The sequence below is a fragment of the Pseudoroseomonas cervicalis genome (assembly GCF_030818485.1).
Taxonomy (GTDB): Bacteria; Pseudomonadota; Alphaproteobacteria; order Acetobacterales; family Acetobacteraceae; genus Pseudoroseomonas; species Pseudoroseomonas cervicalis_A.
Map to the genome: position 1 here is coordinate 1,960,258 of NZ_JAUTAJ010000004.1, position 13,486 is coordinate 1,973,743.

Genomic DNA, 13,486 nt, shown 5'->3' on the forward strand with positions numbered 1-13,486 from the left:
CTCACCAGCCCAGCCGGTAGAACAGCACGGCGAACAGCCCGTCCAGCACCACGGTGGAGACGATGCCGCCCACCACCGCCGCCGTCGCCGCATCGCCCACCGCGCGCGGGCCGCGCCCGGCGGAGAGGCCGGCGCGGCAGCCGATGCCGGCCACCACCAGGCCGAAGATCACCGATTTGCCGAGCCCGCCCAGCAGCGTGCCCAGCGTCAGCCAGTAGCTGAGCTGGTTGATCACCAGCGCCGCGGGGAAACCCAGCGCGCCCATCACCGCCCCCATGCCGACCAGGCCGGAGAGGTTCATCAGCAGGGTCAGCACCGGCATCACCAGCATCGCCGCGATCAGCCGCGGCAGCACCAGCATCACCATGGGGTCGATGCCCATGATGCGCAGCGCATCCACCTCCTCATTCACCGTCATGGTGCCGAGCTCGGCGGCGAAGGCGGAGCCGGTGCGGCCGGCCAGGATGATGGCGGCGATCAGCGGCCCCAGCTCGCGCAGCAGGGAGATGCCGACCAGGGAGGGGATGTAGATCTCCGCCCCGTATTGCCGCATCGGGATGGAGGATTGGAAGGCCAGGATGACGCCGATCAGCAGGCCGAGCAGCAGGGTCAGCGGGAAGGCGCGCAGCCCGGCCTCGTCCAGGTGCCGCAGCAGGTCGCCGACGCGCAGCCGGCGCGGCCGCGGCAGCAGCGAGAGGGTCATCACCACCGTCTCGCCCAGGAAGCCGGTGGCGGCGCGCAGATCCTTCAGCCCACCCACCGCCCAGGCGCCGATGCCGGCGACGAAGGGCAGGCTGCGCGGCCGCGGCGCGGGGCGGGCGGCGGCCAGGGCCTGGCGGGCGCGCTCCAGCACCGCGGCGATGCGCGGCCCGGCGCCCTGCGGCGCGGCGCCGCCGGCGGCCTCCGCCCCCTGCAGCACCAGGGCGGCGCCGGTGGTGTCGAGCGCGGTGACGCCGGAGAGGTCGAGCCGCGCGGCGCCGCGCGCGGCGCGCAGCAGCCCCTGCCACACCGGCCCGACGCTTTGCGTCGTGTAGGCGCCGCGCAGCAGCAGCACCTCGCCCTGACGGTCGAAGCCCGCCTGTTCTGCCTGATCCGTCATGCCGTGCCGCAGATAAGCGAGGGCTGACGGAAGTTTAACCCCTTTTTCAAGCGGCCCTGCCGCGCCGCAGCTGCGCGCGTGCCGTCGCGGCGGCCGCTTCGCCGCTCTGCCAGGCGCCGCCCAGCGTCGCGGCCAGGCGCGGATGGCAGGCCTCGCCGGCGAAGCAGAGGCGCCCCTCCTGCAGCGGCGTGGCCAGGATGCGGCGCGCCTCCGCCCGGCCGGGCCTTGCATGCGAATAGGCACCCAGCGAGAAGGGGTCGCGCCCCCAATCGCTGGCGAGGTAGCCCTCGGCGCGGATCGCCCGGGCCGCGCGGGCGCCATAGGCGCGGGCCAGCTCGGACAGCGCATGGTCGCGCAGCGCCTCGGGCCCCTCGGCCGAGAGCGCCCAGGCCGCCTCGCCACCCAAAAACCCCATCAGATGGTCATGGCCGAAGGGCCAGGCGATGAAGCTCATCGCCGGCTCCGCCTCGTCCTCCACCCGGCGCTCCAGCCCGGTGAAGGGGGCGAGGTCCAGCCGGTCCGCCCCCGAGGCGCGCAGCCCGATCTTGGCCAGCAGGCCGAGCGGCAGGTCATGCGCGGCCTGCATCACCTCCGGCGGCAGCGGCGGGTCGAAGCGCACGCCGCCCGCCGCCAGCACGGCGGTGGGCAGGGTCAGGATGGCGGCCTCCGCCGCGATGCGGCCGAAATTTCCCTCGGCGACGATGCGGCGGCCGCCCCAGGAGAGGCGCTCCACCACCGCGCCATAGGCGATGGGCAGGCCGGCGGCGAGGCCTTCCAGCAGCGTGCCGATGCCCTGCGGCAGCAGCAGATTGGGCGGGTCGAGCTGGGTGTCGAGGAAATCGGCGAGATCCATGGCGGCGAGCGGGGCAGCGCAGATCACCGGCCCTTCCCAATGCGCCACCGTCGCATCCCAGGGCCCGCCGCGCGGCGCGGCCTCGCCGGCCGAGAGCGGGCGGCCGCCCGCCGCCGCGCGCGCCGCCTGCAGCGCCGGGTGGAAGCGGGCATAGGCGGCGTCATACTCCGCCTCCTCCGCCGCCGTGGCGGGCCGGTTGCCGATGAAGCAGCGATGCCGCCGCACGCTGTCATGGTCGAAGGGCGCGGCGCCCGCCGCCAGCGGCGTCAGCGGGTTCTCCCGCGCCTGGTGCAGCCAGGTGGCGCCGAGGTCGAAGGGCGCGCCCAGCGTCGCCCGGTCGGTCCAGGCGCGGCCGCCGGGGCGGTGGCGGGCCTCCAGCAGCTGGAAATCCTGCCCCGCCTCGCGCAGCGCCCGCGCCGCCGCCAGCCCCGCCGCGCCGGCGCCGATGACGAGGATGCCGGTCTCGGCCATGGCTCAGCGGCGATAGCGGCCGAGCGCGGCCTCGCCACGGCGCAGCGCCATGGCGTCGGCCAGCTCGGCGGGCACGATGCGCTTGCCCACGGGGAAGAGCGCCGCCGCCGCCAGCTTCAGATGCGCCCAGGCGAAGGGCAGGCCGATGATGGTGACCGCCGCGGCGGCGGCCAGCGTCAGATGCGACAGGCAGAGCCAGATGCCGGCCAGCAGGAACCAGAGCAGGTTGGCGATGGCGCCCAGCGGGCCGCTGCCCAGCGTCGGCCGGCCATGCAGATCCTCGGCCGAGACGATGGTGCGGCCGAAGGGGGCGAAGCTGTAGCTGGCGATCATCAGGCAGGCGCGCGCCCAGGGCAGGCCGATGATGGTCAGCGCCATCACCACCGCGGCCAGCAGCCAGAACAGCGCCGGGATGAAGCCGAGGCCGGGGACGTTCCAGAGGATGTTCAGCAGCAGGGCCAAGCGAGGATCTCCGAAGGGCGGCCGGACCGATCCGGCGCCCCCGCTTCAGATGGGGATGCGGCAGGCGGATTTCTTCCCGCTGCCGCGCGCTTGTCCAGAGGCCGCGCGATCCCGCCGGCCTGGCGCCCGGCGCCGGGGCGGCCGGCCCCGCTCAGCCGCGCCGCGCCCCGCCTTGCCGGCCCTCAGACCTTGTGGATGTCATGCACCTGGATGCCGCTGCCCGGCGGCGGCATGGCCAGCCACTGGCCGTGCTGCAGCGTGGCGCGGGTGTCGGCGAGGCCCGCCTGCCAGTGCTCGCGCATGGTCTGGGCGCTGAACTCGTAATCCTTGGCCTGGCCCTCATAGACCTGGTGGCGGTAGATCAGGTGCAGGATCACCACCTCCGGCAGCCGCTCCAGCCGGTGCTTCAGCGCCTTCTGCCGCTCGTCCAGCCGGTCCGCCGGGATCAGCTCCAGCGCCTGCTTCAGCGCCATCTCCAGGTCGCGGATGCGGCGATGGTAGTCGGTGACGGCGCGGGTGCGGCTGCTGTAGCGGATGTCCTTCTCGCGCGCCATGACGCCGGGCATGGAGCGCGGCACCGGCCCGCGCGCGCTGAACAGGTCGACCTGGAAGGCGAGCGTGTTGCGCCCCTCCAGATTGTCCAGCAACTGGCCGAGCGGGGTGTTGGAGACCAGCCCGCCATCCCAGTAATCGTCGGTGCCGACCCGCACCATGGGCAGGGCCGGCGGCAGCGCGCCGGAGGCCATGATATGCGCCGCGGTCAGGCGCATGGTGGCGGTGTCGAAATAGGCGAAATTGCCGCTGCTGACCTTCACCGCGCCGACCGAGAAGCGGATGCGGCCATCATTCAGCCGGTCGAAATCGATCAGCGCCTCCAGCGTCGCCTTCAGCGGCGAGGAATCGTAGAAGGCGGTCGCGGTGCGCGCCCCGGGGGCGGAGAGCCAGGGATTCGGCAGGTTCGGCGTGAAGAAGCCGGGCTGGCCCTGCAGCATGGTCAGCGCCGCCGAGGCCTCGTGCCGCCATTGCCGGAACACATCGCCATCCGGCAGCGGCGCCCAGATGCGGTTGTCGGTCACCTTCTCCCAGAAGGCGCGCAGCGCGGCGACGCGGCGCTCCGGCGGGTTGCCGGCGATCAGCGCGCCATTCACCGCGCCGATCGAGACGCCGGCGATCCAGTCCAGCGCCACCCCGGCCTCGTGCAGCGCCTCATACACCCCGGCCTGGTAGGCGCCGAGCGCGCCGCCGCCCTGCAGCACCAGGGCCACGCGGCGGCAGCCCTCGGGCCGCCAGGATTCCCGGTCGGGGCGCGGGTCTGCGGGGTGGATGTCCATCGCCTCACTCCTGGCCGGTGATACCGGTCAAGATGAGGCGCCGCCGGCCCCGCGCCAAGGCGGTCGGGCCCGGGGCGGCGGTTTTGCGCGCGCGGGCCGCATGCGGGCGCCCGCATGCGGCAGGCTGCCGCCGCGCCGGGGGCGCGGCCCGGCGCGGCGGCGGCGCGGCCTAGAGCTTCAGGCCGAGCCGCTGGATCATCGCCTTCTCCTCCGCATTGGTGCGGCGGGCGAAGGCGGCATACTCCTCGGGGCCGAGATACTGCACCGGCATGTCGTAGCGATCGAGCACGGCGACATGCTGCGGGTCGTTCACCGCCTCGCGGAAGGCGGCATCCAGCGCCCGCACCACCGCCGGGTCCATGCCCTTGGGTCCGGCCACGCCATAGGGCGAGGTGGAGACGATATCGATGCCGAGTTCCTTCAGCGTCGGCGTGTCCTGGAAGCGCTTGGCGCGCTCCGGCCCCCAGGTGACCAGCAGCTTCATCCGCCCGTCGCGCACCATCTCGGCCCAGCCGGAGCTGTCGGCCAGCGCGTCGATCTGGCCGCCGAGCAGGGCGGTGGCGTTCTCGGCATAGCCGCGGAAGGGCACATGCACCCATTCGATGCCCTGGCGACCGGCGATCTGCTCCATGGTGAGGTGCAGCGAGGTGCCGACCCCCGGCGTGCCATAGGTGATCTTGCTGGGCGTCGCCTTGGCCGCCGCCAGGAACTCGGTGAAGCTGTTCCAGGGCGCGTCGGCCCGCACCACCACGCCGAACAGGTAGCCGGTCAGGTGGCTGATCCAGGTGAAGTCGCGATCCGGGTCGAAGGGCGGGCGCTGCGCCATATGCGGGTAGCGGAACACGCTGATCGGCATCTGCGAGACGGTGTAGCCATCCGGCTTCTCGTTCAGCAGCGCCTGCGGGCCCAGGATGCCGCCCGCCCCGGCGCGGTTCTCCACCACCACCGGCTGGCCCAGCTTGCGCGAGGCGATCTCGGCGAAGGCGCGCATCTGCACATCGGTGGTGCCGCCGGCGCCCCAGGGGACCAGCATGCGGATCGGGCGCGAGGGGAAGGCCTGGGCCAGGGCCGGGCGGGCCAGGGGCGGCAGCAGCGGCGCGAGCAGCGCGCCGGCGCTGAGGGCAAGGGCGCCCCGGCGGGTGGTCTTGGTCGTCATGATTCCTCCGGCGGCCGGCCTTGGCGGCCGGCTTCGCCGGACAGCATAGCGTGAAAAGCCACGGCCGGCGCAACCACCCCCGCCACCGCGCCACGCGGCCGCGCCGCCGGCCCCAGGCTGGAACTTGGCCGCTGGCGACAGCGGCAAAGCGGGTTACGACTGCGAAATTAGAGCCGCCGGCGCGTCGCGGCCCTATCGTCTTTGCAGCCACGACCCTATATTGCGGACAATGACAGTCTCCGCCCGTGCGCCCCGCCCGGATGGCCTTCGCTGGCATTTGCGGGCGGCGACCGAGGCGCTGCACGCCGACGCCGACAGGCTGGCCGGGCGTTTCACCCTCACCAGGCGCCAGGACTACGCCGCCTTCCTGGCCTGGCACGCCCGCGCCATGCCCGGGCTGGAGCAGGGCTGCGCCGCCGCGCTGCAGACCGAATGGCCGGACTGGCCGGCGCGCAGCCGCGCCGCCGCCCTGGCCGCCGACCTGGCCGCGCTGGGCCTGGCCCCGCCGCCGCCCCTGCCCGCCCCCGCGCTGGACCGCGCCGCGGCGCTCGGCGCCGCCTATGTGCTGGAAGGCTCGCGCCTGGGCAATGCCATGCTGCTGCGCACGGTGCGCGACAGCGGCGACCCGGCGCTGGCGCGGGCCACCGCCTATCTCTCCCACCGCCCCGCCGGCGAGGAGGCGGGCTGGCCCGGCTTCGTCGCCCGGCTGGAGGCTGCCCTGCCCGATCCGGCCCTCTGGCCGGCGGCGGCGGGCGGCGCGTGCCTTGCCTTCAACCATGTCCTGGCCGCGCTGCGGCATGGGCAAGCCGCCGAGCCCGCCCATGTCTGATGCCTTCCGCCAGATCGCCCTGCCGACCGAGGTCGATCTGACCAATTAGCGACCGCGAGCCGATCCACATGCTGGGCAGCATCCAGCCGATCGGCTTCCTGCTGGCGCTCAGCTCGGAATGGACGGTGCGCCGGGCCTCGGCCAATGTGGCCGAGCATCTCGGCCAGCCGGTGGATGCGCTGCTCGGCGCCGCGCTGCGCGAGCTGTTCACCCGCGAGGCGATGCACCAGATCGGCGGCCGCATGCACATGCTGCGCGGCGCGACCGCGGTGGAGCGGCTGTTCGGCGTGGTGCTGCAGGAGGGCGGCCGGCCCTACGACCTGGCGCTGCATCTCTCGGGCGAGCAGATCGTGCTGGAGGGCGAGCCTTCCGACCTCGAGGATGCGCTGGAGGCCGGCACCACGGTGCGCGGCATGATCGCCCGGCTGCACCAGGCCGAGGGCTTCGAGGGCCTCTGCCGCGAGGCGGTGCGGCAGATCCGCGCGCTGACCGGCTTCGGCCGCGTCATGCTCTACCGCTTCGACCATGACGGGGCGGGCGAGGTGATCGCGGAATCGCTGGCCAGCTTCATGCCCTCCTTCATGGGGCTGCATTTCCCGGCCTCCGACATCCCGCGCCAGGCGCGGCTGCTGTACGAGAAGAACCTGCTGCGGCTGATCGCCGACACCGAGGTGCAGCCCTGCCCGGTGCTGCCGCTGCTCGACCAGCAGGGCCAGGCGCTGGACCTGTCGCTCAGCGTGCTGCGCTCGGTCTCGCCGATCCATATCGAGTATCTGCGCAACATGGGGGTGCGCGCCTCCATGTCGGTCTCGGTGCTGCGCAAGGGGCGGCTCTGGGGGCTGATCGCCTGCCACCATTCCGAGAGCCTGCGCGTGCCCTTCGAGCGGCGCACCGCGGCCGAGCTGTTCGGCCAGGTCTTCTCCCTGGTGCTGGAAAGCCGCGAGCGCGAGGCCGAGCTGGGCCGCGAGGCCGAGGCCAACCGCATGCATCACCGGCTGATGGCCTCGATCGGCGCGATGCAGCCGGGCAGCCATTCGCTGGCCGATTTCCTGGAGACGCTGGGCGAGGTCGTGGCCTGCGACGGCATCGGGCTGTGGAGCCGCGGCGCCACCTCGCTGCGCGGCCACACGCCGACGGCGGAGGAATTCGCCGGCATCGTGCGCTTCCTGCACCGCGCGGCCTCGGGCACCATCTACGCCACCCACCGGCTGGGCGAGATGCACGAGCCGGCCAATGACTATGCCGAGCGCGCCGCGGGGCTGCTGGCCATCCCGCTGTCGCGCGGCCCGCGCGACTATCTGGTGTTCTTCCGCCGCGCCATCACCCGCTCCGTCACCTGGGCGGGCGACCCGGCCAAGCCGGTGGCGGTCGGCCCGAACGGGCTGCGCCTGACCCCGCGCAAGAGCTTCGCCGCCTGGCAGGAGACGGTGGAGGGGCAGAGCCGCGCCTGGACCGAGGCCGATCTGATGATGGCCGAGCGGCTGCGGGTGACGCTGCTCGAGGTGGTGCTGCAGCTGACCGACATGGCCGAGCGCGAGCGCCGCGCCGCGGCCGAGCGGCAGGAGATCCTGATCGCCGAGCTGAACCACCGCGTGCGCAACATCCTGGGCCTGATCCGTGGCCTGGTGAACCAGAGCCGCGGCCAGGCGCAGACGGTCGAGGAATTCGCCGCCATGGTCGGCGGCCGGGTGCAGGCCCTGGCCCGCGCGCATGACCAGATCACCACCGATCGCTGGCAGCCGGCGCCGCTCGACGAGCTGATCGAGGCCGAGGCGGCCGCCTATGCCGAGGGCAGCGGCGCCGGCCAGGGCTGGCGCGAGCGGGTGCAGCTGTCGGGTCCGCCGGTGCTGCTGGAGCCCGGCGCCTACACCACCATGGCGCTGGTCATCCACGAGATGATGACCAACGCCGTCAAATATGGCGCGCTGTGCGACCGGCACGGCCATGTTAGCATCCGCTGGAGCATGACGCCGGAGGAGGCGCTGGAGATCCGCTGGCAGGAGGAGGGCGGCCCGCCGGTGCAGGCGCCGCAGCGCCAGGGCTTCGGCACCACCATCATCGAGCGCGCCCTGCCGCACGACCTGAAGGGCGAGGCCGAGCTGCATTACGAGCTGGGCGGCATCCGCGCCCGCTTCCTGCTGCCGGCCAGCTGCGTGAAGCGCGCCACCGCCGCCCGCCCCGGCATCGCCGCGCGGGCCGAGCCGCCGCCGCCGCCGGCGCCGGCGCCCGAGCTGACCCTCTCCGGCCGGGTGCTGCTGGTCGAGGACAATCTGCTGATCGCCATGGATGCCGAGGACCAGCTGCGCCGGCTGGGGGCGGAGGCGGTCGATGTTGCCTCCAGCGTGCAGGCGGCGCTGCGGCTGCTGGAGCAGGCGCGGCCCGACATTGCGCTGCTCGACGTCAATCTGGGCCGGGAGAACAGCTTCCCGGTGGCCGATGCGCTGCTGGCGCGCGGCGTGCCCTTCGTCTTCGCCACCGGCTATGGCGAGGCGAACATGTTCCCCGAGCGCTTCCGCCAGCTGCCGGTGCTGAGCAAGCCCTACGCCCCGGCGGAGATGCGCCTGGCCCTGCTGCGCCGGCTGGGCGAGAGCTGAGGCGCGGCGCCCCTGCCCCGCGGCGGCGGCGGCGGCCCGGCGACCCCGGACCGGCGCTGACGGCAAGGCACGCTGGCGGCAAGGCGCTGGCGCTCAGGCCATGACGCTCAGGCGACGGCGGCCTGCGGCGCCTGCGGACCCTGCGGGAACAGGCGCTGCGCCTGCTCGGCCGGCATGGCGGCGCCGAACAGATAGCCCTGGCCGTGCTGGCAGCCCAGGGCGCGCAGCGCCTCGGCCTGGGCCAGGTGCTCCACCCCCTCGGCGGTGATGTGGATGCCGAGGCCATGGCCGAGGCCGAGCACCGATTTGACGATCTTCATCTGCCGCTCATCGCCCAGGCAGTCGCGGATGAAGCTGCGGTCGATCTTGATGGCGTCGAAGCTGAAGCGGGCGAGCTGCGACAGGCTGGCATAGCCGGTGCCGAAATCATCCAGCGCGACGCGGATGCCCTGGGCGCGCAGCGTCTCCAGGATGCGCTGGGCCAACGCCGCCTCGCGGATCAGCGCGCTCTCGGTGATCTCGATCTCCAGGCGCTGCGGCGTCAGCCCGGCCAGCGCCACCGCCTCGGCGATGCGCTGCGGCAGGCGCGGATCGGTCAGCTGCAGGGCGGAGAGGTTGACCGCCAGCCGCACCGGCTCGGGCCAGGCGGCGGCGTCGCGGCAGGCGCGCTGCAGCAGCTGCTCGGTCAGCCGGTGGATCAGCCCGGTGCGCTCGGCGGCGGCGATGAAGATGTCGGGCGGCACCGAGGTGCCATCGGCCTGGCGCCAGCGCGCCAGCGCCTCGAAGCCGACGATGCGGCCGGTGGCGAGGTCGACCTGCGGCTGGTAATGCGGGCGGATCGCCCCCGCCTCCACTGCCTCGCGCAGCGCCTGCTCCAGCTGGGCGCGCGCCGTCTGCCGCTCGCGCATCGCGCTCTCATACAGGCGCAGCGCGTTGCGGCTCTCCTGCTTGGCCTCCTGCAGCGCGGTGCCGGCGCAGCCCAGCGCCTCGCGCAGCGTCGCGCCATGCTGCGGCAGGGCGGCCAGGCCGATGCTGACGCCGACCTCCACCCGCTGGCCCTGCAGCCGGGCCGGGCGGGTCAGCACCCGCATCGCCCGCGTCCCCTGCTGCTGCAGCACCGGCAGGCTGACCCCCTCGCTCAGCAGCACGAACTCGTCGGCGCCGGTACGGCCGATCCAGGCCTGCGGAAAGGCCTCGCGCAGCCGCGTCGCCAGCTCGGCCAGCAGCGCGTCGCCCACCTCATGCCCATACAGGTCGTTGACGCTGCGGAAGCCGTCCAGATCGACATGCAGCACCCCGGCGGTGATCGGGTCGGGCTGCGCCAGACGCTCCTCCAGCCCGGCGCGGTTGGGCAGGCGGGTCAGCGGGTCGTGGCGGCTCAGCCAGCTGGCGTCATCCTCGGCGCGCAGCCGCTTCTGCCGCTCGCGCAGCAGGTCCTGCAGCCGGCGCAGCGCGTAGAGGATGCCACACCAGCCGGTGATCATCAGCGCCACCAGCAGCTCGTCGAGCTGCCATGCCTCATGCTCGTCCATGAAGCGGTGCAGCGCCTCATGCGCATCCAGCCAGATGGCCAGGATGGTCGCCAGCAGGGCGAGGCCGGCCACCCAGATTGCGTCCCGCACCGCCCGATGGCGCGACCATTCCATCGGCATTGTCCCTCCCGCCGCTCTCCGCCGATCCAGGACGACCGGGCGGAGAGGCGCGGCCGATCATGTCATCCTGCGCACCGTTGGTGAAAGCATTGTTAAGGCCGTGCCGGGGATGATAAGGCCGGGCCAGCGGCGGGGCGACAGGAACGGGGTGCTGTCACACCGCCCGGCCCGCCGCGCCGGGGCGCGCCCGGCGGCCGGAGCGGCACCCGGCCCCGGGGGAGGTCAGCCCTGGCCGAGGGCGCGCCAGCCAATGTCGCGGCGGCAGAAGCCGCCTGGCCATTCCACCGCATCCACCGCCGCATAGGCCGCGTCGCGCGCCGCCTGCAGCGTGGCGCCGGTGGCCGCGACCCCCAGCACCCGGCCGCCGGTGGCGACCAGATGGCCATGCTCGTCCCGCGCCGTGCCGGCATGGAAGATCTGCGTGCCGGGGACCTGCGCCGCGCGCTCCAGCCCCTCGATCACGCTGCCCTTGGCATAGGCGCCGGGATAGCCCTTCGCCGCCATCACCACCACCATCGCGGCCTCCTTCGACCAGCGCAGCGTGAAGCGGTCCAGCTCCCCGTCGCAGGCGGCCAGCAGGGCCGCCAGCAGGTCGGATTGCAGGCGCAGCATCAGCACCTGGCATTCCGGGTCGCCGAAGCGGACATTGTACTCGATCAGCCGCGGGCCGCTTTCGGTCAGCATCAGCCCGGCGAAGAGCACGCCGCGGAAGGGCGTTCCTCTCCGTGCCATCTCCTTCAGCGTCGGGCGGATGATGCGGTCCATCACCTCGGCCTCCAGCGCCGGGGTGAAGGCGGGGGGCGGGGAATAGGCGCCCATGCCGCCGGTGTTGGGGCCGGTATCGCCATCGCCGACCCGCTTGTGGTCCTGGGCGGCGGCCATCGGCAGCGCCGTCTCCCCGTCGCACAGGGCGAAGAAGGAAATTTCCTGCCCGATCAGGCATTCCTCGATCAGGATGCTGGCGCCGGCAGCGCCATGCACGCGGTCCTCCATGATCTCGGTGATGGCCTGCTCGGCCTCCTCGACGGTGGCCGCGACGACCACGCCCTTGCCGGCGGCCAGCCCGTCGGCCTTGACCACGATCGGCGCGCCCTTCTGGCGCACATAGGCGCGGGCGGCGGCGGCCTCGGTGAACTGCGCCCATTCGGCGCCCGGCACGCCGGCGGCGGTGGTGACCTCGCGGGTGAAGGCCTTGCTGCCCTCGAGCTGCGCCGCGGCGGCGGAGGGGCCGAAGCAGCGCAGCCCGGCGGCCGCGCAGGCATCGGCCAGGCCCAGCGTCAGCGGCGCCTCGGGCCCCGCCACCACCAGGTCCACCGCCTGCTCCTTCGCGAAGGCGACGAGCGCAGAAACATCCTCGGCGCCGATGGCGACGCAATCGGCGATGTCGGAAATGCCGGCATTGCCCGGCGCGACCCAGAGCTTGCTCAGCAGGCCGGAGCCGGACAGCGCCCAGGCCAGGGCATGCTCGCGGCCGCCGCCGCCCACCAGAAGAACCTTCATCGCGCGATCCCCTCTCGGCGCCGGGGCAGCGCCCCCGGGGGCGGCCTCCTGGCGAATGCGGGGCGCGCTAGCATGGGAGGGGGGATGGCGGAAGGGCTCGAACCTCCGTCCAGCCGGTCCAAGAGCCGGCCGCTCTACCGCTGAGCTACGCCATCCATGGGAAAAGGCCCCGGGGGAAAAGGCTTTGGCTCCCGCCCGGAAAAGACGCCGCGCTTGCGCAGCAGCAGGGCCAGGCCCGGCGCGCCGACATCGATGCCATGCACCAGCTCCGGCGTGGGCGTGAAGGGCACCGGGCCCTGCGGCCGCCGGGCCGCCACCCAGCCCGAGGCCAGCGGGTCCAGCCCGGCCGCGCGGCAGGCCTGCTCCACCGCGGCGCGCGGGCAGGCGCGCTCGCCGCGCAGCACCGCCCAGGGCGGCGGCAGGGCGCGCCAGACCTCGCCATCGGCATGCAGCCCGCCGCCCTCGGCGCGGTGCCAGGCGGCGACATCGGCGGCCATCAGCTTCATCACCTTGCCGGGGCAACATTCCTCCAGCAGCCCCTGCTGGCCGGTCGCCTCCAGCAGCGCCATCCAGGCGGCGCGGGCGGTGTTCCAGGCCTGGGCCAGCAGGTTCCAGCTCGAGGAATCATCGCCGCGCTGCACCACCATGGCGTCGAGGTCGAAGCGGCTGACGCCCCAGCAGGCGCGCAGATCGGCCGACAGCCCGGCCAGCGCCGCGGTCCAGGCGCCCAGCAGCTCGCCGAGCTCCGCCGCGCCGAGCCGCGCCAGCACCTCCGGCGCCGGATGGATGCGCGCCACCAGCCCCCAATCGGTCGCCGGATGCAGCGAGACCTGCTCCAGCAGCGCCGCCGCCACATCGTCATAGGCGCGCGGCTGGGCGCCGCTGGTGAACAGGCTCCGCAGGGAGCGCCGCGCCGCGTAATAGGCGATGAAGGCGGCGGCCGGCGGGCTGGCCAGGAAACGCGCCGCCGGCATGTCGGCCACCAGCCCGGCGCGGCCGAGCAGCCGCCAGCCGGCCATGCGGCGGGCCCGCTCATACTGCGCCAGATGTGCCTCGAACCGGGCCAGGAAGCGGAAGCGCTTGGTGTAGGCATGGGCGCCGAGATCGAGCCCGCGGGCGCGGCGTGCCCCGCGATCCAGCCGGTCGGCGCGGAAATCCCCCTGCCCCGGCGCCTTGCCGATGCCGGCCGAGAGCCGCGCGATGAATTCGGCGATGCGCGCCGGGTCGCGCTCCTCCGGCGCCAGGCGCGCCTCCTCCGGCCAGTCGGCGATCCAGGCGGCGAACAGGTCATGGGCCTTGGCGATCTGCCGGGCGGGCGCCACCGGCTGGTCCCAGCGATCGGGCAGGAAGCTGTGGCGCGGCCGGCTGGCCGCCACCGCCTCCAGCTGCGCGCGGAGCGCCGGGTCGGCCTGCACGAAGCCGAGGCCGAGCAGCCGCCCCGCCACCGTCTCCGGCATCGGGCGTTCCAGCAATCCCTGGCGCAGGGCTTCGAGCCGCTCGGCATCCGACATGAGACAAAGCTAGAGGACAGTGCCCCGC

At 73.8% G+C, this 13,486-nt stretch carries 10 protein-coding genes and 1 tRNA gene; 2 read left to right on the plus strand and 9 right to left on the minus strand.

Translation table 11 applies throughout. The annotated features are described in order from the left end of the window. Position 1: 1 nt before the first annotated feature. From QE401_RS13080 to QE401_RS13100, 5 genes are all read right to left on the minus strand, one after another. The gene (locus tag QE401_RS13080; protein WP_307138629.1) at positions 2-1,099 is read right to left on the minus strand and encodes an ABC transporter permease; all 1,098 of its coding nucleotides are present in this window, start codon (positions 1,097-1,099) and stop codon (positions 2-4) included. 46 nt (positions 1,100-1,145) lie between these two features. Beyond that, positions 1,146-2,423 (minus strand): flavin monoamine oxidase family protein, encoded by a 1,278-nt coding sequence (locus QE401_RS13085; RefSeq protein WP_307138630.1) that lies wholly within the window; start codon positions 2,421-2,423, stop codon positions 1,146-1,148. Between the two features lie 3 nt (positions 2,424-2,426). Next, positions 2,427-2,885, minus strand: a complete 459-nt coding sequence (locus QE401_RS13090) for a YccF domain-containing protein (protein WP_307138631.1) — start codon at positions 2,883-2,885, stop codon at positions 2,427-2,429. A 182-nt stretch (positions 2,886-3,067) separates the two neighbouring features. After that, on the minus strand, positions 3,068-4,216 hold the full coding sequence (locus QE401_RS13095) for a patatin-like phospholipase family protein (protein WP_307138632.1): 1,149 nt from the start codon (positions 4,214-4,216) through the stop codon (positions 3,068-3,070). A 169-nt stretch (positions 4,217-4,385) separates the two neighbouring features. Then, positions 4,386-5,372, minus strand: a complete 987-nt coding sequence (locus QE401_RS13100) for a tripartite tricarboxylate transporter substrate binding protein (RefSeq protein ID WP_307138633.1) — start codon at positions 5,370-5,372, stop codon at positions 4,386-4,388. Positions 5,373-5,649: 277 nt separating this feature from the next. Between QE401_RS13100 and QE401_RS13105 the strand changes: the two genes are divergently transcribed. Then, complete coding sequence (locus tag QE401_RS13105; protein ID WP_307138634.1) at positions 5,650-6,201, plus strand: biliverdin-producing heme oxygenase; 552 nt, start codon at positions 5,650-5,652, stop codon at positions 6,199-6,201. A 68-nt stretch (positions 6,202-6,269) separates the two neighbouring features. After that, entirely contained in the window at positions 6,270-8,795 is a 2,526-nt protein-coding gene (locus tag QE401_RS13110) for an HWE histidine kinase domain-containing protein (RefSeq protein ID WP_307138635.1), read from the plus strand. A 107-nt stretch (positions 8,796-8,902) separates the two neighbouring features. Here QE401_RS13110 and QE401_RS13115 read toward each other — a convergent pair whose 3' ends face one another. From QE401_RS13115 to QE401_RS13130, 4 genes are all read right to left on the minus strand, one after another. After that, positions 8,903-10,441: a putative bifunctional diguanylate cyclase/phosphodiesterase gene (locus tag QE401_RS13115; protein WP_307138636.1), complete on the minus strand. Its 1,539-nt coding sequence runs from the start codon at positions 10,439-10,441 to the stop codon at positions 8,903-8,905. A gap of 228 nt (positions 10,442-10,669) precedes the next feature. After that, entirely contained in the window at positions 10,670-11,947 is a 1,278-nt protein-coding gene (gene purD / locus QE401_RS13120; RefSeq protein WP_307138637.1) for a phosphoribosylamine--glycine ligase, read from the minus strand. A gap of 82 nt (positions 11,948-12,029) precedes the next feature. Then, a tRNA-Lys gene (locus QE401_RS13125) sits at positions 12,030-12,102 on the minus strand. Continuing rightward, positions 12,082-13,458 carry a hypothetical protein gene (locus tag QE401_RS13130; RefSeq protein ID WP_307138638.1) on the minus strand — a complete coding sequence of 459 codons (1,377 nt, stop codon included), beginning with the start codon at positions 13,456-13,458 and terminating at the stop codon, positions 12,082-12,084. The genes QE401_RS13125 and QE401_RS13130 overlap by 21 nt, the downstream gene beginning before the upstream one ends. Between the last annotated feature and the right edge of the window lie 28 nt (positions 13,459-13,486).